Here is a 21,266-nt window from a genome sequence, read left to right as displayed (position 1 = left end):
CTTGCGAAAGCAGTGTGAGAATGGTACGATAGTATTGAAAAAGAGGCAACATCACGCTCAGGTATAAAGGAACCTTAACAAAAGGACAACCCTAAAATATTATCCGGGAAATAATGAACGTGAAACATCACCATTACGGATGCAGCACGTTAAGTGGCAAGTAGATGGTTTTTTACATAAGGCTTAAAAATAAAAAAAGATAGGGGGTTTAATATGGACAAGAAGGATGTGTGTAAGCATTGTGGTGGAAACAGTTTTGTAGAGACAAAACATGGCAACGAAGCGGTAGTTCATTCCATTAACCGATTAAATTCTAGAAAAGAGACGTTGTATCATATGATTTGTGTTGATTGTGGTACTGTAAAACGTTCCTATGTTAAAAATGCCAAACGCTTGTTGTGATGGGTTGAAACCATAACCAACCCTTAAGAATTCATGTATAAAGACAAAGGGCTTTTTATAATGAATTCTTTTTTTATGCATTGCCCAATAAATCAAGTATAATAATCCTAAAGATTGTGAGTGATGAAAATGATAAAGCGATGGCTTGTTTTAATGTTAATACTCCTAAGTGGTTGTACCCAGACTGTAAGAGAAGACCTCGTGTCCACAAACCCAATTCTAAGTGATGCTGATGAGGTGCGTATCATGATTGCTTCTGATCTTCACTACCTAACACCACAGCTTTATTCACAAGACAATGAAACCTTCATGAAAATGATCCGATATTCAGATGGTAAGATGGTTCATTACGCTGAGGAAATTGTGGACAGTTTTATCAATGAGGTAATCGAAACAAACCCCGAAGTGCTCATTTTGTCGGGTGACTTAACCTTTAATGGAGAACGACTCAGTCATGAAGCACTGGCTCAAAAACTAAAACGGGTAAAAGATGCGGGCATCAGTGTTTTTGTAATTCCAGGCAACCATGATTTCTCACAATACGCTGCTTTTGACTATCATGATGAAGGCACAGCATATCAACGCGCGGATAATACAAGCATCAATGAGTTTCTGAACCTATACAAAGATTATGGATACAGTAACTATGCCTCAATGGATCAAACCTCATTGAGCTATCGTGTGATTCTTAATGATTCAGTGCAACTGCTATTTATTGATGTAAATGGCAATGAAAAAGAGAATGTGATTTCAGATAAGACCCTGACATGGATTGAAACACAGTTAATAGAAGCCCAACAGGCCAACAGTCAAGTAATTGTAATCAGTCATCAAAACATGGTTATGCATACGCAACGCTTTTCAAACGGATTCACCATCGAAAACAACGAGAGCTTGTTGAATCTGTTTGAGACTTATGGTGTACGTCTTGGATTTTCAGGGCATTTACACATCCAAGACATTGCGACTCAATCCGGCTTTTATGATGTCGCCTCCAGTTCTCTTTCGGTATTGGACCATCGCTATGGCATCCTAACCATCCATAAAGATACATCGTTGGACTATCAAACAATCCCTTTGACACTTGACATACCCGAAGATTCAACGGATTTCTTTAACACAATCTCTTATTGGAAAGGGTATGAAGCCTTAGAAGGCTATGACTTTGACAAAGAAACAAAAGACGCCATGCTTGAGTTTGTGGTCAGTGTCAATGAACACTATTTTAGAGGGGATTTATATGCGTTTTCTGATTTGTTTAAAGCTAGTGAAAGCTACACCCGATGGACACAATTAAAATACAATGCCTTTGGAACTTATATCGAATCCATGTTGAACCAAGAACTCCAAGATGAAAACACCCTGATCCTAGCGCCAATACGGTAGGTTTAAGGGCACAATCGAAATCAAACAAACACGTGCTGGGAAGACGCGTGTTTTTTTAAGTTATAACACATCAACACCAATACCTGTGAAAAAATCACACCTCCCACTTCATTTCATGGATTTTTTGTTTTATTAGGTATACTAAATGAAACCCTCAAATCAGGTTAAAGTAATGACGCAATCATCTCAAAAACAGCGTGAAGTAACGGGGGAATGCGTGGATTTGTTTAGTCAGAATAAATGAAATGAATCGACGGGTTTTCTAAAATGATTGAGTTTAGTAATGGTAAACAAAAGTATTGATATGAATTAACAAATTTCTCTTGTCAGTTGGCCTTCAGGCATGATATTATCAATCTCGTTAGTTTAAAACAGGAGGGAAGTATGAAACTAAAGAAGCTACTATTAATCAGTGTTCTTGCACTGATTCTGGCAGGGTGTTCACCTAAAAGTGAACATGTTACACTGGCCCAAGCACAGGCTCAGTTTATTGAAAAGGTGGATACTCAGTATGCGTATGATTTTGCATTAAAGTTGGGAACCTTTCGAACCAATGAAGCCTTAGGTTATCGCAGTGCAGGATCATCTGCTGAATATGAAGCAGGGGAAGCAATCAAAGAAGAAATGGCTGCAATTGGGTTACAAAATATTACCAAAGATGAAATTACTGTCGATGCGTGGACCTTTGAGTATGCAAAGTTGACGTACACAACCGTTGATGGATCACAAAAAGAAGTTGAATTGGGGATGTACCAAACCAACTTTGATTCCAGTGGGTTGTCTGAGTATACCTTGATTGATGGTGGTCAAGGGACTCAAGAAGATCTCAAGGATTTGGATGTTAACGGGAAACTGGTGTTAATCGACATTAACCAACGTGAAAACTGGTGGGTGAACTATCCTGCCTATGAAGCGTACTTAAACGGAGCGTTGGGTGTCATTGTTGCGCAAGATGGTGGATATTCAGAAATCAGCGATGATGCGTTAAATGCACAGGATATTTGTGGCAGCGAAGATGCTGCAGCGTTCTCAATCAGTCGAAACGATGCGAATGCAATTCGTGAAACACTCAACCAAAAAGCATCCCATGAAATGAGCATTAAACTGGATGCGAAAAGTGAGGTCGTGCGTGATCAAAAGACCTACAACATCGTGGGAACAATTCCTGGAAAAGACCCCGAATCCATGGTCTTAATGAGTGCTCACTATGATGCTTATTTTGAAGGATTCCAAGATAACAGTGTTGCGGTGTCATTAATGCTGGGGATTGCGAAATCCTTGGTTGATTCTGGGTACACACCTGAAAAGACCCTGGTTTTTATTGCAACAGCAGCAGAAGAATGGGGTGTATCCAATACCCGTTATGACTGGTCAACAGGGGCATACAAACAAATCTTTGAAGTGCATCCAGAGTGGGTTGGAAAGGTAATTGCGAACATTAACTTTGAACTCCCGGCAATGGTTGAAGGCGATGTGGATCAAATCCGTGCATCGTATGAGTTGACCTCTTATCTTGAAACCTTTATTCCATCAATTCAATCGAGTGAAGGGGTTTTTGAAGGGGGCGTTGAAATCATTAACCCAATCCAAACATGGTCGGATGATTTTTCATTCTCCATTGCAGGTATCCCATCATCAGTCACCGCTTTACGTGGCGGATTTGCGGCATCCACCTATCACTCACCCATGGATGATAAAACGACGTACAGCGAAGCTGCATTAAGACATCATTATCATATGTATGGGCAATTGATGATTCATTATGATCGTCTTGCGATATCACCGCTTGACTTTTCCACACGACTTGAAGCATTTAAAGAACGTTTGGATGAATCGGTTTTAGGGGGAGTTATTATGGACGATAACATCACAGCTTATGATGCTTTGTCTGCAAAAATTGAAAGCCTTGAAACCTTTGCAAATCAAGCTTGGGAACGTGTAAAAACACTCAATGATGCCTACGTGAAAGCGTTGGATGAAGATAAGCAAGATGAAGCACAGTCAATTCTTAATGAAGCGGCCGATGTCAATCATCAGGTTCTTGAAACCTTTAGGTATGTTGAAGATAACTTTGTACGACTCACATGGGAAGATGTATCGATTTTCCCACACGAACACTCACAAAACAATCTCATTGCACTCAAGGATTCCATTCAAGCCCTTGAAAATGGTGTTGCTTCCGAAGCGCTAGACAATTCACTTTATCTCATTGACAACAATTGGTATGCGTATGATTGGAGTAAAGAAACCTATGAATACTTTACAGATTATGCCATCAACCAACCACAAGATCGCTTATTATGGGGATATGGAAGACTTCAAGGTCATGTTGATCTGTATGATGTCATTAAAAGCCTTCAAGCTAAAGGGGATCAAGGTCAGTATGCTGAAGAACTTGAGATACTCAAGAATGCAGTAGAAGGTGAGATGGACAATCTGCAAGCTCAAGTTCACCATGAGCTCAATGCGTTGGATGGTTTATCAACCAAACTTCAAGAAATATTGAAATAAATCACGATCGAACCACTTCACGACAATCATCTGTTATACTTAACACATGAGGTGATGATCATGGATGAGCTGTTTGTGTATCTTGTGTTAGCCATCGTAGAAGAAATACCACGTGGGTATGTGAGTACCTATGGGGATGTTGCGAAACGTGCAGGGGCACCCAAAAACGCACGACTCATTGGGAAAATTCTCTCACACGCATCGATGTATGGTGATTATCCATGCCATCGTGTTGTGAATCACAACGGACGATTGGTGCCTGGATGGGATGAACAATACACCCTTTTACTTCAAGAACACATCACGTTTTTACCCAATGGCTGTGTTAACTTAGCCAACCATCGATTGAAGGGATAAAGGATTGATAACTCAATCATTTTAGCCAAAATCTGTCACTTTTTTATTCTGGGTTCACGATGTTATGTTCATATCATTTGAAATATTTCAATTATAAGCGTAATTTATAGGTATACCAAGAAGGGAGTACTTATGAAAAAGTATTTGAGTATTTTAGTTGTATTATTTGCATTGGTTGCGTGTGGCAACTCAGGTGATTCAGAAAAACCCGATGCAAATTCGACAGCATCTGTGACCAATGATGCCACGGTTGTCAAGAAATCATTAAGTGCTGAAGGGAACTGGATTACAGCAATTACCGCTGATGTGACATTTACCGATGAGCTTGTTGTTGATGGAACATTCCACCAATCAAACGAAGAATCAAAGGATATCTATCGTAAACTCGCATTACATACCCAAGATGATGCTTACAACGTTATTGATAACTTTACACTCACAACACCAAAACTTGTGGTGAATTCAGAAAACTTTACCATTTTCTATGGTACAGTCAAAGGTGACATTTATGTCAATGCCGATGGTTTTGCGTTGTATGGTACAAAAGTAGATGGAAATATCGTCTTTGCCAGCGATGCGTATAAAGCATCTTCAGATTTAGATAAAGAAAGTAAAGGCGCTGAAGTAACTGGCGACATTACGGTTGAATAAGACAGGTGTTAAAAAGGATGTTTCACACAATAAGGTGAAACATCCTTTTATTAAGTTATAAAATAGGGTTCGAGTTGTTTGGAAATCATAAACAAGAGCGCTTCGTTTCCTTTTGATGCCATAAACTGAGATCCCAAATTAAACCCTTTAGCGTTTTGATATAAGGGTAAACTGATCGCCGGTTGACCCGTGATATTCGCAAGCATGGTATAGGGTGTATTTGCTAAAGACCGCTCAAACATGTCCCATAAGACCGCATATTTATGCGGATCTTTTTCAATGTGCTTCATTTTGTTTAAGCATGCTTGTGATTGATAGATTGTGTCAATTTTTGGCGCTGTTGTGGCAGTCGTTGGGGTTAAATACAAATCATGAGTTTGATGAAATGCATGCATGATAACACTGCACTGGTCCCAAAAGCTGAGTGCATCCACTACGTCAACCCCACTTAAGTCTTTGCCATATTGATACATCACCCATGAAGTAAGTTCCATATCATCGATTGTGATTGGTTTTTGAAAGATGTGTTCAAGTGAGCGAAACATTGCGGCGGTTTCAACCCCATTGACTTGATAATACGTTTCCATCAAACGGTTTCCATCAATATCTGGGGTATCTTCAACCAGTATGTGTCCTAAATCCTTAAGATGTTGGATGGTTTTTAAAAGGGCAGCGTGCGCATCTGGGGAAACATCCAGACCAACTGGTGATTGTAGACTATAGGCAATGGTCAGTGTCTTATTGAGGTTGGGTTTTTCAACATAAGGAAACGGTGCTTCAATTTGGGTTTGTTTCATGGCATTAAAGAGGCTTTCACAATCTTCCACAGTGTGAGTCAAAAAGAAATTGATGGCGGCACCTTGCCAACTTCGATAACCATGAGGGCCAACAGGCATACTTCCACGCGTAGGTTTGAGTCCAACAAGCCCGCAGTAACTTGCAGGGATGCGTATGGATCCTCCACCATCACTGGCTCCTACAACAGGCACCATCTGAGCCATTAATGCACTGGCACTCCCACCACTTGACCCACCAGGTGTATAGTCATAGTGTGTTGGCATCCGTGTTGAACCATACAAAACAGGATCTGTAATGTTCTTGAATCCAAACTCAGGAGCATTGGTTTGTCCCACTATAATAAACCCTAAGTCTTGAAGTTTTTGGACAAAATAACTGCTTTGATTGGAAACCATATCCTTCAATAACACAGCACCATTGGTACTGGGTTCACCCTTTAAATCCTGTCCCAAACATTTGATCAAAATAGGAATTCCTTTATACAGTGTGTTTGAATAATCCCGTTTTGATTCAGCTAATGCCGCTTCAAAGCGTGTCGATACAACAGCATTAACCTTAGGGTTTTCACGTTCAATGATTTCAATGGCCTGCTTTACAAGGTCATAGGGTGTCACGCTGTGTGATGAAAGCTTACTAACAAGGCTTCTCAGTGTCATCATTTTATGGGTCCCAATAAGGTAGCTGCCCATGCACCATGGAGTGATTCTTGATCTGATGGTTGGAAGAGTCCGGCATAAACATCTCTTAATAAACGCGAGAGTTCCTGATCATTATAGTAAGCACGTCCTCCACACGCACGGATTATTGCTTCAACTGCAATCTTTGATGTTTCCACTGCATTGTTTTTCACAGCTGAGAGTTTTGGCATCCAAAACCTGCCATAATCAAAGTCTGATTCGAATTTATGTGAGAGCCCTTCAATTTGAAGTTCAACACTATCTACGGCAATTGCCGCATCCGCAATTCGCCACCGAATGTCTTTATCTTGATCATACGTTGTGTTATTGGATACACTGTGACGTTTAGCGCTGATTTCAACCCCTAATTCAAGGGCACGTTTTCCGATGCCATGATAGGTAGCCGCTAAAAGAATCTCAAAGTTTGCGAAGATTCCAAAAATCACAGGGTCAAAACTTGGACCAGGTGACACTTTTGTTAGGATACGCGACTGTGGAGCATAAGCACCCTTTAGTTCGATATTTTGTGATTGTGTTGCCCGCATGCCCAAGGTATTCCAATTTGGATTCACGACGAGTGTTTCAGGGTTGTTATCGAGATAGGCAAAAATCGAGTATGGCCCCGTGTCAGTGTCTTCTTGACCAAAAGTAATCAGACGTGTGCATTGTTGGATCATGGAGATGAAGACCTTTTGACCATAAAAGTGGTATCCACCTTGATCATCTTGGATTGCTTTACTGATGGAACCAAATAATACTTTGTCATTGGATGGTTCAGAAATTCCAAACGCCAATAGTTCACCATTCACAGCATCTTCCAAGATTTGAACGCCTTGCATATTCCCATGACGCACCATATGTTTTGCCATTCCCACAATCACATGATGCATGTTAATCGCCAGTGCAGTTGCTGCTGCATAGCGTGCTAATCGAGTTTGTTCAGCTGCAACCTCAGCTAAACTCAGCCCATAGCCACCATACGCTTTGGGGACTAAGACCTTTAGGTATCCTGCGTCTTTGAGGGCCGTAAAGTCTTCGTGTGGAAAACTGTTGGTTGCATCATAGTGTGCAGCGCGTGAGCGTATTTCATTGAGTAATTCTTCATTTAGAAACATGTTAAATCAATCCTTCCTTTAGTTCATTTTACCATATGAGAATCTTTACGTTTGGGTTTGTACCCTGTGAACGCTCGTTTGACCTTTCACAAACTTAAAGTGTGTATTCATACCCATGGGTCTTTATGTGGATTATAATAAGAGCATAAACAAGGAGGAACAGGATGAAAGCAGTTCAATATAAAGACTATGGGAATCCAGATGTGTTAAAACGTGTTGATGACGCATTGATTCCGGTATGTGGTCCTCATGAAATACGGATTAAAGTTGTGTGTGCAGGCATTAATCCCTTTGATGTCAAGAAACGTTCAGGCATGATGTCCAAAGGACACCCCCTTGACGCACCGATTATTCCATCCACAGAAGCATCTGGGATTGTTGATGCACTGGGATCACAGGTTACGGATACGAAGATTGGGGACGCGGTGTTTGGCTTCGCCTTTGGGGGTGCTGCGTGTGAATATGCGTTGTTATCCCAATGGAGCCATAAACCCGATAATGTGAGTTTTGAAACAGCAGGGTCTGTTTTGGTTTCAGCCCATGCAGCATTGCGGGCTTTAAATGAACTTGATTTAAAACAGGGAAACACCTTATTTGTTCATGGTGGATCGGGTGGTGTGGGTCAAGCAACCATTCAAATGGCAATCGCAAAGGGCCTTAGTGTTATCGCAGATGGTAGTGAGAAAAACCAAGCCCTTATTCAATCGCTTGGCGCAACACCAATTCGCTATGGTGAACACCTTGTCCGTGATGTGTATGCGCATGCTCCAAACGGTATTGATGGGATTGTAGATACATCTGGAACACAACTGGAAGACTTACTAACCATCGCCAAAACACCTCTTAAAATCCGCACTTTAGCAAATTATGATGGCCCCAGCTTTGGGGTAAAAATCCCATCGTATCCTAAAGATTCCAAACAGTTGTTGGATGAAATTACCGGTTATTTAGCGGATGGTAGACTGAAAGTAAAGGTCACAGGTAAGTTCACACTTGATCAAGCACAAGAAGCCCATCGATTTGTGCAAACGCAACATACATCAGGGCGTAGTGTCTTTATCATAAACGAAAACTTGTAAAAAAAAGCACTTCAATTGAAGTGTTTTTTTAAATCGATGCACCCGCATCAACAGTCTCAAAAGGTTTCATCCACGTTGGTTCAAGAATGTTTCCATCAGGATCACAGACTTCAAGTCCAAACATCACATCCTCAGATACTCCTGAGTCAATGCGATAGACGCTGCCTCCATGTTCAACCGCTTTTTGACCAAACGCTTTCACCCCTTCTGCACTGTCCATTAAAAAGGAGATTAATGCAGCACTGTGTGTTTGGGTATTGGCAATGGCTTTATCGCCAATGAAACGTTGGTAAAAATCATGGGTAAGAAGCATAATAACAAAATGATCATCCCATGCCATTGAAGCAGCATGGTCATCTGAAAAATCAGGGTTTAACTTAAATCCCAAATGCGTGTAAAAGGATACGGACCGTGCGAGGTTTTGCACGGGTAAATTCACAAATACCATTGAACTCATAAAAGGTCCTCCTTAGCTTTATTATAAGGACCAAAAGCTGATATATCGAGGGAAGTGATATTTTTTTGTGGAAGGGTAAAAAGAGTTCGCAAAGAAACGTTTCAATGTGAAATTAATTTCAAATTATGATACATTTTTTATTGTTTATTCAACGCATTAAGCTATAATTGAGTGGTGGAATAATAAAAATTATTTATGAGGATAGAATGAAAAATAGAAATCGCAATTCAAGAAATTTGTTCTATGGTGGTAGTGAGCCCTTTGACGAGCTCAAAGTGATCCAAGAGTATCAAACACTCCAAGATTTTCGCCATGATACTTCAGTTATGAGAAATCATTTAGCGGGTGTTTTGTATCTGCTTGACCATAGTCCGTTGGGAATCTATGTTACGGATTTAAGGGGCGTGATCACATGGACCAACGCTGCAGTGCATGTCATTACTGGATATAGCCGTGAAGAACTTCATGGACATAACATGAAAATACTACAATCTGGTCACCAAGACCACTTGTTTTATGAAGCAATGTGGGCGGATATTCTTTCACATGGAACCTGGGAAGGTGAAATCTGGAATCGCAGAAAAAATGGTGAAATCTACTATCAATGGATGCGCATATCATCCGTAAGTAACCACGAAGGTGAACCCTATGGCTATGCATCCGTCGTATTTGATATGTCGTATCGCAACCATATCCAACACACATTTAATGAACGATTATATGTTGACGGACTCACTGATTTACCAAGCCAACAACAACTTAGACAAGATATTAATTACTTATTAACTGAAAAAAACAAACGAGAAATGAAACATGCTTTGATTCTTTTAAACATGAATTACTTTCACGAAGTGAACCTGTGCTATGGGTATCGCAGTGGTGATGAAGTGTTAAAAGAAATCGCACGAAGACTTGAGAATGCTGTAGGTTCACGGGCACGGATCTATCGATTTAGAAATGATATATTCGCGGTATTCATTGATCACATTGAAGCACATGAAGTCATCACAACCATGATTGACGATGTGTATGTATGCTTTGAAAAACCTTTTGAAATTTATGACAAACTTGTTGAAATGAGTCCTTCATTTGGCATTAGTCTTTATCCAGATGATGGACAAACTGTGGATGATATCATCGGAAGTGCAGAGATTGCATTAAATGCTGCGAAACATGCAGAGAACCACTTCATCCAATTCAGTAATGCCTTACTCAATGAGAAAGCAATCCGTCGGCTCTTGTTGGGGGATGCAATCCAAACCGCTATCGAAAATGATGAATTTGAAATGCACTACCAAGTTATTGTTGATAATGAAAACGAATGTCCAGTGGGTGCAGAAGCGCTAATTCGCTGGCATCACGATCAATTGGGGTTTGTATCCCCCCATGAATTCATATCGTATTCTGAGAATACAGGCCTGATGATTCCTTTAGGAAATTGGATTATTGAACATGTATTTCATGATATGAAACACATCAAAAAACGATCCACGAAACAGGATTTCTATATGTCCATCAATTTATCAGGCAAGCAAATTGAAGATCCAAACTTTGTAGAGATTGTGAAATCACTGGCTCATCAATATCACATTGATCCCAAAGATGTTGTGTTTGAAATTACGGAGCGTGTTGCGATGAATAACGTATCTAAAACCCAATCAATCTGTAAACAACTGAAGCAAATCGGCTTTAGATTGGCTTTGGATGATTTTGGAAAAGGTGAATCCTCCCTTTCATTTTTATCCGATTTTGAGGTGGATATCGTGAAGATTGACAAGATGTTTATTACAGGGATCCATGATCAAAATTACAAACGAAGACTGACTCAAGCCATCTTTGACTTGTGCAGTCACATTGGTGTTCAAACCGTTGCGGAAGGGGTGGAGACACTGGAAGATCGAACCTTTTTAAAAGAACTAAAATGTAAGAATCTTCAAGGGTTTTTCTTCAGTAAACCCAAATCCCTACAACCTTTCATCAAGTGGTTGAATCAAATGTGTACATAAAGTATGCTAGGCCATCATATCCCCATGACGGTCATTTATTTTCTTTGATAGCGATGGAGCGTGGTGTTTTATGAAACTGATTTCCAAGTTGATACATAACCCCCTATAAATCATGCTCACCACAGATTTTAAGCGAAACTCGTGGTATACTGAACATGGATAAAAGAGGTGATGACCCCATGATTATTAAAATGAACCTAGAAAATGATGCGTATGATATGATTCGTTTAGGGATGAAAGATGTGGAAATGAGAATCAATGATGAAAAACGCCAACTCATTGAAGTGGGTGATACCATTATCTTTACAAACCTCACAACACGCGAACGGTTTAATGCAACAGTCACTGCATTGACCCCTTTTAAATCATTTAAAGAACTCTTTGAAGCGTATGAGCCAACACGTTTGGGATACAAAAAAGATGAAATCAGTGATTATCGTGATATGTATCATTATTATGCTCAAGAAGCAATTGAAACCTATGGTGCATTGGCCATTGAAATACAGTGTGTAAAGGAGCAATCATGAGCATAAAAATTGTATTCTTTGATGTCGATGGCACACTTGCCAGTAATGCAGACCATTCGCTTGGTTTTTTAGAACGCATTCCATTCAGTGCGAAACAAGCCATTCATAAACTCAAAGAAAACGGTGTTTTGGTGGCCATCGCAACTGGACGCAGTTATGCAAGTATGAAACCATTTGAAGATATTTTAGAGATTGATACCCTTATTTGTTCAAATGGAAATATCGTGATTCATCATGGAGCCATTCTCGATATCAATGTGATTCCATACGAATTGGTAGTCCAAGCAATTCACGTCCTTGAAGGTGTTTGTGACCTCAATATTTTTGTTGAAACATCCAAAGGAGACTATCGCATAGGCCCCCCTAAAAGTGACTTGAGTTTTATGGGCGATGATCTACAAACCATCCACCATATCGAGGATTTGAAGCACTATGACGTATTTCAAGTAATAGGGAATGGGTATGATGTTGCACAGTATGTAAATCATTTGGATGAAAAGCTAACAATTCGTAAATTCGGCCCGCATGCCTTTGATATTTGCCTTAAAGACATCAACAAAGGCGTTGCAGTGGAACATGTCTTAAAAAAACTTGGACTAACGCCAGATGAAGCCATGGCCTTTGGTGATGAAGCCAATGATCTCGAGATGTTTATGAGTGTAAAAACTTCTGTCGCTATGCAAGACAGCAATGAAGCACTCAAACAGGTTGCAACGCACGTGACCTCATCCGTAGAATCGGATGGTATCGTGAATGGCTTGAAATACTTCAACTTAATCTAACTAAATAAGCATCCTCATACATGTGGATGTTTTTTTTAAGCCCGTCTAATCATCCCACGAAACAAGATAAATATAGACTTATACTTTTTTATAGGTAAAAAAAAGAAGAATATTAAAACCCCGAAACATGATGTTATGGTTGTATTCTAAGAAACAAGAGTGCTTTTTTGAAATGCAAAATAGGTCACTTTTGATTAAGGGGGAAATAATATGAATAAAAGAGACGCTGTATTTCGCGCACTCCTTCAGCATATATGTGTATTGTGTACAGTATGCATGACGGTTATGACCATACATATCACACCGATATTCGCTGAAGACGAAAACTACTATGATACCTGTGGCTACGATGCTGCCAACGTCTGCAGTATCAATAGTCAGTCCGAGTTAGAGGCATTACAAACTTATGTCGCTTCTGGCGGAATTACAGCTTCAAGGTATTATCGTTTAGAAACGGACATTTCTCTGAACAAAAGATGGACACCAATCGGGAATGAAACCCATCCTTTCTCAGGAAACATTAATGGCAATGCAAAGACTATTTACGGATTAGCTATTTCTACCAGATACCCGGAAGAAACCCATGCCGGTCTCTTTGGATATCTTAGCAATGCGACCATTTCAAGCCTTACGATTTTCACCAATTCAACTGGCGTTGATGGCACCAATTATGTTGGTATCCTGGCAGGGCAAGCTGTAAATTCTACTATCGAAGGCGTCCATGTATCTGGAAGCGTAACAGGCAGTAATGATGTCGGCGGTCTTGTTGGTTCTATGTCTGGGTCAATAATGACGAGTGTTTCTACTGCAATTGTTCAAGGAACCATCAATGTCGGCGGTTTAGTTGGATATTCTTCCGCAACCATATCAGAATCGTTTGCGAGTGCTAGGGTTAATGGCACAACAAATGTCGGAGGCCTTGTAGGCAATAACAATAACCAAATCAGTGACAGCTATTCAACGGGGTCTGTTTCTGGTACAACTGCAACGGGTGGCTTTGTGGGTAACAACCAAAGCAGTATAAATAAATCGTATTCAACTTCAGATGTAGCGATCCAAACAAATATGGAATCGATTGGACTTTTTATTGGAAGGTCATCCGGTAGTATTTTTGGGGGTTACGTCTACCAACGACCAGGATTTGAGACAGCAGGTATTGAGGGATTGACCGAATTGACGCTAGCACAAATGCTTGCAAGTAATGCACTTGGCATTAATGGAACTATGGCATACCTGGGCGGTCAAGCATGGGAGAAAACGACCAGTACCGATCAGACACATCATACCCCTGAACTCATTCGAATGCAGACTTCAAGTGATGAAAGGGTCAAACAGATTTCAAGTGACAGTACCCGAGTGGATCGAAAACCGATCACATTAAACGAGGATACCCTTGAGAACCTAACCTTAGGTACCACCGCAACTGAACTTATAAATCGTATTGAAGTAAAGGATGCGGATACCAACAGTGTGATTTTAGGAAGTCTAGAAATAATTGCATCAGAACCTGAACTCAATGACAATTCTGAGTTTCATGAATCATCCCATACAGTGTCATTAAGGTTTACGCCTGATGATATCCTTTATGAGGTGCGGACATTCCAAGCAACACTCAATTTTCTTAAGAAGACGGGTGCTGCCATTAGCGACATAACTGCCACCACACTGGGATCTGATTCAATACGCATTAATGCTGAACTTGAAACACAAACAGGACAAAGGATCCTCTATGGTGTGATAATAAATGGAGAAATACAATGGTCTTCCAGTAACATCATCACCGAACTTGAACCCGAAACAACCTATGAAGTCTATGTGAAAAGCGAAGAGAACGATCTCTATTTTGAAGGCGCAATAATAAGTGGTGGGACAGTACGAACAGCAAGCACCCACCTTCCGATCATAACCATAGGGTCTGATAATTGGTCTAGATTTCTTACCACCACAACCTACGATACCATGTATAAGACACCGATAATCGTGGAATTTGAAGTAAACGAAAGTGCTACAGAACAAAAGGCCTTTAATTACCTGATGGTCGATGCGTTCTATATGGATGAAGCATCCTTAAGGGACAGTGAGCATTGGAAGACAAACATGCAACGTCAACCGTTGTCACCGGGACAAAATACCTATACATTGAACATAACACAACCATTCAAAGGGGTTATCTACATGGAAACAACCGATGAATTTGGTTTTCTCAAGATGTCACGAACCCCTGGTATCCTGATTGTTGCAGAAAGTAATCCATTCCTCCAAGCAGATTTCAATCGTGAACGTGACGATGATCTTGAACTAACAGTTGAGATGCGTCAAAACACGGTAAAAGCGATTCAATACAAGGGTGAGACGCTGGGTGAAGATGTCGTATCTTATGGCGTTGATACCATCACATTTACCCAAGCATACCTTGAATCGTTACCAAACGGAACACACGATTTTATCGTCAGTTATTATCCATTGGGTTATGAAGAACCGCTTCCAGAAGGTACAATTGGTGTCAACGACACCCTGATTTCCATTAATATCCAAGGAAAAAATAATACCGTGTTGGAGGTGCCGTCAGGTATTCAAACAGTGACCTATGGGGATCAAGGCGTTCATTTTCCAGTTAACTCAAATAGGCCAGGTGAAATACACTATACCATCAGTGACCCATCGGTGCTTTCCATTGACGCACATACTGGAGTGATTACACTGCACAAAGCATCTGAAAATGTCATTGACATTACTGTGACACAAGAAGAAACCCAAGACTATACACAAGCAAGTGCGACGATTCAGGTTAAGGTTGAACCAAAATCCATCAGCTTAACCATTAACGATCAAGAGAAATACTATATGGGTTCAGAACCTGAGTATACCTATGAAATAAATGGGCTTGTGAATGGGGACACCTTAGCAGTCGACTTTAATGAAAATACTGAACTGCCAGGACAATATGAAATATCCTATACGATTGACCTTGAAGATAAGTATGTGATTGATACTCAAAGCATTGGCATGATTACCATCAAAGACAATCCACCAACTGGATCCATTACCATTAACGAAAACCTGTGGGATACTTTGGTGAAAACCATTACCTTTGGACTCTTTGGTAAAGATACGCTCTCTGTTAATTTTAGTGCTGACGATATAGAAGCGCCTGATTCCTTACATTTATCCTATCTTCTCTCTGAGAATTCACTCAGTGAAGAAGACCTTGAATACAACCCCGATATGATTCAAATTGTGAATGGGTATACCCTTACGTTGGATGCAAATTTTGTTGGGTTTGTGTACCTTAAAATCACGGACAGCAATCAAAATATCACCTTAATTGGATCGGATGGCTTGGTTGTCTTTAAAGACAGTGAACCTGAAATTGAACAGGAATTCTCAAAAGCACAATCCAGTGATCTGCGTGTTGAGATTGAAATGAATGGAAATGTCGTAAAGGCAATTGAACGTCACACACAAGAGGGGAATATACTGGGTTCAAATGATGCAGTGGAAGTAATCCAAAACGCACTCATCTTCAAGAATGCTTACCTTAAAACCCTGCCACAAGGAATCCATACCTTTGAAATTTCATACCACCCACTTGGTGTACTTGATTCAATGGACCAAAGTGGTATAGGAACAACCACACTCACGATCCAAGTATTCGATATTAGTTCAAACCCAACCTTATATGGAGGGATGCTTAATGTACAGTATGGGGATCAACCCCTTGACTTGAATGAAGGCCTTGAGGGTGTGTTGGGCAGTAGTCCAATCACATGGACATCCTCTCATCCTGAGTTAGTATCGGTTGATGCAGACTCTGGCATGGCAACCTTCCACCATGCAACACACGATACAAGAGTTATGATCAGCGCAACACAACGCAGTGATGGACTCTATGAAGACGCAATCGCCACAGCGGTTGTGACTGTAAGCCCGATGGACGTAGTCGTCCAAGCCAATCATGTCACACGACACCTAGGAGAAGCTATGCCAGACTTTACCTATACAATAAGTCCAAGCATTCAAGACGACCTTGGTGGTACACTGATATCACAGGGTGAAGGTGTTGGCGAATATGACATTGTGGAAGAGATTCCATTTGAGCATCGTGACTACACCATTACCTTTATCAAAGGAACCTTGAGTGTTGTGAATTCAGAAGCAATGGATCAAATCATTGCGCAGATCAACACTCAGCTCAGTGATGAAGCTTATGCAGAAGTGGTGATTCTCGCTACACAGACCTTCAATACACTGAGCGCCCAAGAACAAGCCCCTCTATTAGAAGCACTTCAACGTGCCCAAGAACAGGTGAGGGAGCTGTATCATACGACAGACCATGCAATCATTGACAATGTTGCGTGGAACGTTCGCTTAATTTCAACACCCGTAACGCCAACTGACGTAACATTTGAACCGACGGAGACACAGCTTGACCAATACTCATTAATTAGAATGTTAGATTTAAAGTTAGTTGATATCTTAACCATGCAAGATTATCAAATTCCAAGCGGTGACCGTGTTCGCGCTACCCTTGTTGATATAAATCAGCCAGATGGTGTGGAAGTGTTAATTGTCCACCAAAAGAATGATGGAACCTTTGAGACTTTCCGGTCTGTGGTTCAAAATAATGCATTGGAATTTGAAATCGACTCATTTAGTCTCTTTGGCTTCTATGTATTATCAACACCAACACCACCGGATGTACAACCAACACCACCGGATGTACAACCAACGCCACCGGATGTACAACCAACACCACCGGATGTGCAACCAACACCACCGGATGTACAACCAACACCACCGGATGTACAACCAACACCACCAGATGTACAACCAACACCACCAGTTGAACAAGAAACTGTGGATGGGGAAGATCGCATATCAAATCAAACCGAAACCGATCAACAAGAGATCGTCAATGTAGGAAGTGTTTCATATACACTTCAACCAACTCGTTTGATTGTTGGTGGAATGCTTGTTCTTCTTGGTGTGTACTATTTACGGCGAAAAGAAATGAAGTAAACATTAACAAATAGGTATGATTAAGGGCATGGATCTTCCGTGCCTTTTTTCAATGTTAGGGGGTTATCGGATCAAGAAAGTCATGATTGTACACAGTTCAGGGTGTTTTTTTTACGAATATCCGCTAAAATAAAAAAAGGACAAAAAATTTGAAGAAAGTTGTAATTAACCAGTCATTATGAATGAACCAACTAAAAAAAAGGTTTATTATAGGCATATAAAAGGAACACGAGGGATACTTATGAATACAGATCGAATGACACAGTCGTTTATGGAACTTGTTGGAGTTGCATCAGTCTCACGACATGAAGGGGTATTTCATGATGTGCTTAAAAAGAAACTGATTGACTTAGGGTTAGAACTCAATGAAGACAGCTCAAGAACACAAACAGGATTAGGTGGGAATAATCTTGTTTTTACACTAAAGGGAAACTGTGAAGGGACACCACTGTTCTTCTCAGCACATACCGATACAGTACAACCAGGGGAAGGCATTGTTCCAATCCTGGATCAAGGGATAATCACATCGCAAGGCCACACTATCCTTGGTGCTGATGATAAAGCAGGGATTGCGATTATCATTGAGCTCATACAGACGATTCAAGAAGAACACTTACCCCACCCAACCTTAGAATTTGTGTTTACCCCTGGTGAGGAAATTGGACTTGTTGGGGCAAGTGCACTGGATATGTCTACGATCCACGCACATTATGGAATTGTATTGGATAGTGATGGACCTGTGGGTGGCATTACCTGTGCAAGTCCCACCCTTATTACCCTTGAGACAGAGATTACTGGAAAATCTGCCCATGCTGGTCTTGAACCTGAAAAAGGTATTTCCGCAATCAAAGTGTTAGCGGAAATAATCAGCCAAATTAAGATGGGACGACTTGATGAAATCACCACGGTCAATGTGGGTGTTATTAAAGGGGGCAGTGCAACGAATGTTGTTGCGGAAAAAGCCACAATGAAAGCAGAAGTACGGTCCATTGATCATCAAGTATGCCTCAATGAGATCGCATCAATAACCCAGATTATTGATGCAGTAACTACTCAATATGGTGCCCATCATCATACGACAACCCAACAACTTTCAACCGGTTATCGATTTACTCAAACCATGCCATTTATTGGTGTGATTGATCAAGCAATCAAGGCGAACCGTTGCATGTCACGCTATGTTATTTCGGGTGGAGGCAGTGATGCGAATGTGTTCAATGCACATGGAAAGCAATGCGTGAATATCGCGATTGGTTATGAAAAAATACACACTGTAGACGAAATGATTCCTGTATCTCAAATGGAAACATGTGTCGGTGTGTGTTTGGATATTATAGACAGAATGAGAGGTTTTAAAGATGAATCATAAAACATTGATACGTATCTTATGGATTGCATTGGGGGTAGGGCTTATTACCCTAAGCATCCAGTGGTTTTTAGCTCCCTTTAATATTGCGGCAGGGGGAGCCAGTGGGTTGGGGATTATTCTTCACTCAATGATTGACATTGAAGTTGGGACAGTTGTCTTGTTATTTAATATTGTAGTCCTTACATTGGCTTACTTCATGTTGGAACGCAAAGTGTTCGCAAACGCACTAATTGGAAGCATCATGCTCCCAATCTTTCTAGACTTAGTCCCAGAATTACAACTTGTAAATGATCAATTGTTTGCAGTTATTGTAGGAAGTATTGGATTTGGTATCGGAGTATTTGTGTTGTTTTCACACAGTGCGTCCAGTGGTGGGACGACCATTCCACCCCTTATCTTAAAGAAGAAATTCAACATTGATCCTGCATTAAGCCTCATGATTACTGATGCTTTTGTGGTAGGATTCTCCTTTTTCATCTTTGGTGTTGAGTCCTTCTTGCTTGCGATTTTCTCAATTCTCTTAACGATGGCAACCATGAACTTCTTGAAATCACAAAGCAATAATGGACGCTCAATTATGATTATGAGTCCAAAACACGAAGAGATTCGAACCTATATTACCAAGACCTTATCGCGTGGTGTCACAATTTTGAGTGGTCAAGGGGGGTATACCCAAGAATCATTCCCTGTATTGATTGTGGCAGTGAAAGGGAAAGAATATAAAACATTAATTCATGAGATTCAAAAGATAGATCCCGATGCCTTTATGATCTCACAAAATACACACAACATTTACGGATCGGGATTCACATATACACGAGCAGTGTAGGAGGATAGCATGAACGCGCTAACAGCTTTTGCGATTATTATGATGATATGGACGATTAGTGATGCGGTATCAAAGAAAACCAAATCCATGGTCTCTTCATTATTAGTTGCAAGTGTTTTGTTTTTGATTGGCTTTAAAACAAATATTTTACCCGAAAACATCTTAGTTAACTCAGCATTATTACCACTGGGTGCAACCGTCGTTGGACTGATTATCATTCACTTAGGAACCATGTTGAGTGTGGATGATTTTAAGAAACAATGGCGAACTGTAGTCATTGGGGTGGGTTCAATCATTGGATCAACAGGTGCCCTATTGGCACTGTTCCCATTATTTGGTGGCACATTTAGTGAAGCAATTGCTGCAGCAGCAGGGATTACTGGAGGAACCATTTCCGTGATCTTAGTTCAAGATGTCGCCATACCTTTAGGGCTTTCGACTGTTGCGGTCCTTCCAGTACTCATCGTCGCAATCCAGGGGATTATTGGATTTCCAATTACATCCTTTATCCTTCGTAAAGAAGCACAACGCATTAAGAAAGATGGCATTAAACCTTTGGTAGAAGATGAAGAAAAAGAAACAAAGAAACGCAGTTTTGCGCTTCCTGAAGCCTTTCAAACAACTGCGGGTACACTGTTTCTTCTTGCAGTCATCATGTTGATTGCATCCCAAATCAGTGCCCTTACCAACAATGTTATCAATGAATTTGTAGTTGCCTTGTTGTTTGGGGTAACGCTCAGACACTTTGGCATTTTAAAACCAAATGTACTCAGTGGCATTGATGCGTTTGGTTTCCTTATGATTACCATTCTGATTATCATCTTTGGACCCCTGGCATCCCTATCCATCCATGATTTAATCGCGATGGCAGTACCTTTGGTTTTATCCTTTACAATCGGTGTCAGTGGTGCAGTAATTGGCGGTGTATTGGTTGGTAAGCTCTTGGGCTACAGCGCGATGATGTCAATTGCAATCTCCTTAACACAACTCTTTGGATTCCCAGGAACCATGATATTAAGTCAAGAAGCAGCAAAAAGTGTGGGTGAAACTGAAGAAGAAGTAAAAGCAATTGAAGGTGAAATCTTACCGAAAATGATTGTTGCGGGGTTTTCAACCGTAACCGTTACATCCGTTTTGGTCATTGGACTGCTTGTTCAATTTATTGGTTAATGAAGACAGGTTTTAAGACAACCTGTTTTTTTTAGCCCATTCACAACAGCCTCATCGCATCATGGATGATGGGCAAACTATAAAAAAATGCGAATTCTTCACAAACTTTTGATAAAAAAAAGATGTCACAC

Annotated in this window: 16 protein-coding genes; 13 read left to right on the top strand and 3 right to left on the bottom strand. The window is 40.6% G+C overall.

The genetic code is table 11. From position 1 onward, the window contains the following. The first annotated feature begins 213 nt into the window (after positions 1 to 213). The 5 genes from AOC36_RS09150 to AOC36_RS09130 all read left to right on the top strand — a co-directional run bounded on the left by AOC36_RS09150 (position 214) and on the right by AOC36_RS09130 (position 5,307). A complete protein-coding gene (locus AOC36_RS09150) occupies positions 214 to 402 on the top strand; it encodes a hypothetical protein (protein ID WP_067633564.1) in 189 nt (62 codons plus the stop codon). A gap of 123 nt (positions 403 to 525) precedes the next feature. Next, positions 526 to 1,788, top strand: coding sequence for a metallophosphoesterase (locus tag AOC36_RS09145; protein ID WP_078055143.1), 1,263 nt, complete (start codon positions 526 to 528; stop codon positions 1,786 to 1,788). Positions 1,789 to 2,172: 384 nt separating this feature from the next. Beyond that, a complete protein-coding gene (locus AOC36_RS09140; protein WP_078055142.1) occupies positions 2,173 to 4,299 on the top strand; it encodes a M28 family peptidase in 2,127 nt (708 codons plus the stop codon). 60 nt (positions 4,300 to 4,359) lie between these two features. After that, positions 4,360 to 4,656 carry an MGMT family protein gene (locus tag AOC36_RS09135; RefSeq protein WP_067633562.1) on the top strand — a complete coding sequence of 99 codons (297 nt, stop codon included), beginning with the start codon at positions 4,360 to 4,362 and terminating at the stop codon, positions 4,654 to 4,656. Positions 4,657 to 4,788: 132 nt separating this feature from the next. Continuing rightward, positions 4,789 to 5,307, top strand: coding sequence for a putative periplasmic lipoprotein (locus AOC36_RS09130; protein ID WP_067633560.1), 519 nt, complete (start codon positions 4,789 to 4,791; stop codon positions 5,305 to 5,307). A gap of 50 nt (positions 5,308 to 5,357) precedes the next feature. Here AOC36_RS09130 and AOC36_RS09125 read toward each other — a convergent pair whose 3' ends face one another. Beyond that, entirely contained in the window at positions 5,358 to 6,794 is a 1,437-nt protein-coding gene (locus AOC36_RS09125) for an amidase (RefSeq protein ID WP_078055184.1), read from the bottom strand. After that, on the bottom strand, positions 6,761 to 7,897 hold the full coding sequence (locus tag AOC36_RS09120) for an acyl-CoA dehydrogenase family protein (protein ID WP_067633558.1): 1,137 nt from the start codon (positions 7,895 to 7,897) through the stop codon (positions 6,761 to 6,763). The genes AOC36_RS09125 and AOC36_RS09120 overlap by 34 nt, the downstream gene beginning before the upstream one ends. Positions 7,898 to 8,061: 164 nt before the next feature. Between AOC36_RS09120 and AOC36_RS09115 the strand changes: the two genes are divergently transcribed. Then, positions 8,062 to 8,976: an NADP-dependent oxidoreductase gene (locus AOC36_RS09115; RefSeq protein WP_067633557.1), complete on the top strand. Its 915-nt coding sequence runs from the start codon at positions 8,062 to 8,064 to the stop codon at positions 8,974 to 8,976. 28 nt (positions 8,977 to 9,004) lie between these two features. Here AOC36_RS09115 and AOC36_RS09110 read toward each other — a convergent pair whose 3' ends face one another. Continuing rightward, a complete protein-coding gene (locus AOC36_RS09110; protein WP_067633556.1) occupies positions 9,005 to 9,433 on the bottom strand; it encodes a VOC family protein in 429 nt (142 codons plus the stop codon). 206 nt (positions 9,434 to 9,639) lie between these two features. Between AOC36_RS09110 and AOC36_RS09105 the strand changes: the two genes are divergently transcribed. From AOC36_RS09105 to AOC36_RS09075, 7 genes are all read left to right on the top strand, one after another. Then, positions 9,640 to 11,439 carry a putative bifunctional diguanylate cyclase/phosphodiesterase gene (locus tag AOC36_RS09105; RefSeq protein WP_067633554.1) on the top strand — a complete coding sequence of 600 codons (1,800 nt, stop codon included), beginning with the start codon at positions 9,640 to 9,642 and terminating at the stop codon, positions 11,437 to 11,439. A 179-nt stretch (positions 11,440 to 11,618) separates the two neighbouring features. Further along, complete coding sequence (locus AOC36_RS09100) at positions 11,619 to 11,966, top strand: ASCH domain-containing protein (protein ID WP_067633553.1); 348 nt, start codon at positions 11,619 to 11,621, stop codon at positions 11,964 to 11,966. Continuing rightward, positions 11,963 to 12,748 (top strand): Cof-type HAD-IIB family hydrolase, encoded by a 786-nt coding sequence (locus tag AOC36_RS09095; protein ID WP_067633552.1) that lies wholly within the window; start codon positions 11,963 to 11,965, stop codon positions 12,746 to 12,748. Before AOC36_RS09100 ends, AOC36_RS09095 begins: the two co-directional genes overlap by 4 nt. Before the next feature lie 210 nt (positions 12,749 to 12,958). Further along, on the top strand, positions 12,959 to 17,767 hold the full coding sequence (locus AOC36_RS12230) for an MBG domain-containing protein (RefSeq protein WP_067633551.1): 4,809 nt from the start codon (positions 12,959 to 12,961) through the stop codon (positions 17,765 to 17,767). Between the two features lie 241 nt (positions 17,768 to 18,008). Beyond that, positions 18,009 to 19,136, top strand: coding sequence for a M20/M25/M40 family metallo-hydrolase (locus AOC36_RS09085; protein ID WP_067633550.1), 1,128 nt, complete (start codon positions 18,009 to 18,011; stop codon positions 19,134 to 19,136). Continuing rightward, positions 19,126 to 19,965 (top strand): YitT family protein, encoded by an 840-nt coding sequence (locus AOC36_RS09080; RefSeq protein ID WP_067633549.1) that lies wholly within the window; start codon positions 19,126 to 19,128, stop codon positions 19,963 to 19,965. The genes AOC36_RS09085 and AOC36_RS09080 overlap by 11 nt, the downstream gene beginning before the upstream one ends. A gap of 9 nt (positions 19,966 to 19,974) precedes the next feature. Beyond that, positions 19,975 to 21,135: a hypothetical protein gene (locus tag AOC36_RS09075; protein ID WP_067633548.1), complete on the top strand. Its 1,161-nt coding sequence runs from the start codon at positions 19,975 to 19,977 to the stop codon at positions 21,133 to 21,135. Positions 21,136 to 21,266: the final 131 nt, after the last annotated feature.

This window comes from Erysipelothrix larvae, assembly GCF_001545095.1.
GTDB classification, from domain to species: Bacteria; Bacillota_I; Bacilli_A; order Erysipelotrichales; family Erysipelotrichaceae; genus Erysipelothrix; species Erysipelothrix larvae.
The sequence above is the reverse complement of the archived record's forward strand: the minus strand, read 5'-3'. Positions and strand labels throughout refer to the sequence as shown.

What these genes read in the sequence shown, in the direction of transcription:
- AOC36_RS09150 (WP_067633564.1), top strand. Translation starts at nt 214, where the DNA reads ATGGACAAGAAGGATGTGTGTAAGCATTGTGGTGGAAACAGTTTTGTA.
- AOC36_RS09140 (WP_078055142.1), top strand. Translation starts at nt 2,173, where the DNA reads ATGAAACTAAAGAAGCTACTATTAATCAGTGTTCTTGCACTGATTCTG.
- AOC36_RS09115 (WP_067633557.1), top strand. Translation starts at nt 8,062, where the DNA reads ATGAAAGCAGTTCAATATAAAGACTATGGGAATCCAGATGTGTTAAAA.
- AOC36_RS09080 (WP_067633549.1), top strand. Translation starts at nt 19,126, where the DNA reads ATGAATCATAAAACATTGATACGTATCTTATGGATTGCATTGGGGGTA.
- AOC36_RS09130 (WP_067633560.1), top strand. Translation starts at nt 4,789, where the DNA reads ATGAAAAAGTATTTGAGTATTTTAGTTGTATTATTTGCATTGGTTGCG.
- AOC36_RS12230 (WP_067633551.1), top strand. Translation starts at nt 12,959, where the DNA reads ATGAATAAAAGAGACGCTGTATTTCGCGCACTCCTTCAGCATATATGT.
- AOC36_RS09105 (WP_067633554.1), top strand. Translation starts at nt 9,640, where the DNA reads ATGAAAAATAGAAATCGCAATTCAAGAAATTTGTTCTATGGTGGTAGT.
- AOC36_RS09120 (WP_067633558.1), bottom strand. Translation starts at nt 7,897, where the DNA reads ATGTTTCTAAATGAAGAATTACTCAATGAAATACGCTCACGCGCTGCA.
- AOC36_RS09145 (WP_078055143.1), top strand. Translation starts at nt 526, where the DNA reads ATGAAAATGATAAAGCGATGGCTTGTTTTAATGTTAATACTCCTAAGT.
- AOC36_RS09075 (WP_067633548.1), top strand. Translation starts at nt 19,975, where the DNA reads ATGAACGCGCTAACAGCTTTTGCGATTATTATGATGATATGGACGATT.
- AOC36_RS09100 (WP_067633553.1), top strand. Translation starts at nt 11,619, where the DNA reads ATGATTATTAAAATGAACCTAGAAAATGATGCGTATGATATGATTCGT.
- AOC36_RS09125 (WP_078055184.1), bottom strand. Translation starts at nt 6,794, where the DNA reads ATGGGCAGCTACCTTATTGGGACCCATAAAATGATGACACTGAGAAGC.
- AOC36_RS09110 (WP_067633556.1), bottom strand. Translation starts at nt 9,433, where the DNA reads ATGAGTTCAATGGTATTTGTGAATTTACCCGTGCAAAACCTCGCACGG.
- AOC36_RS09135 (WP_067633562.1), top strand. Translation starts at nt 4,360, where the DNA reads ATGGATGAGCTGTTTGTGTATCTTGTGTTAGCCATCGTAGAAGAAATA.
- AOC36_RS09095 (WP_067633552.1), top strand. Translation starts at nt 11,963, where the DNA reads ATGAGCATAAAAATTGTATTCTTTGATGTCGATGGCACACTTGCCAGT.
- AOC36_RS09085 (WP_067633550.1), top strand. Translation starts at nt 18,009, where the DNA reads ATGAATACAGATCGAATGACACAGTCGTTTATGGAACTTGTTGGAGTT.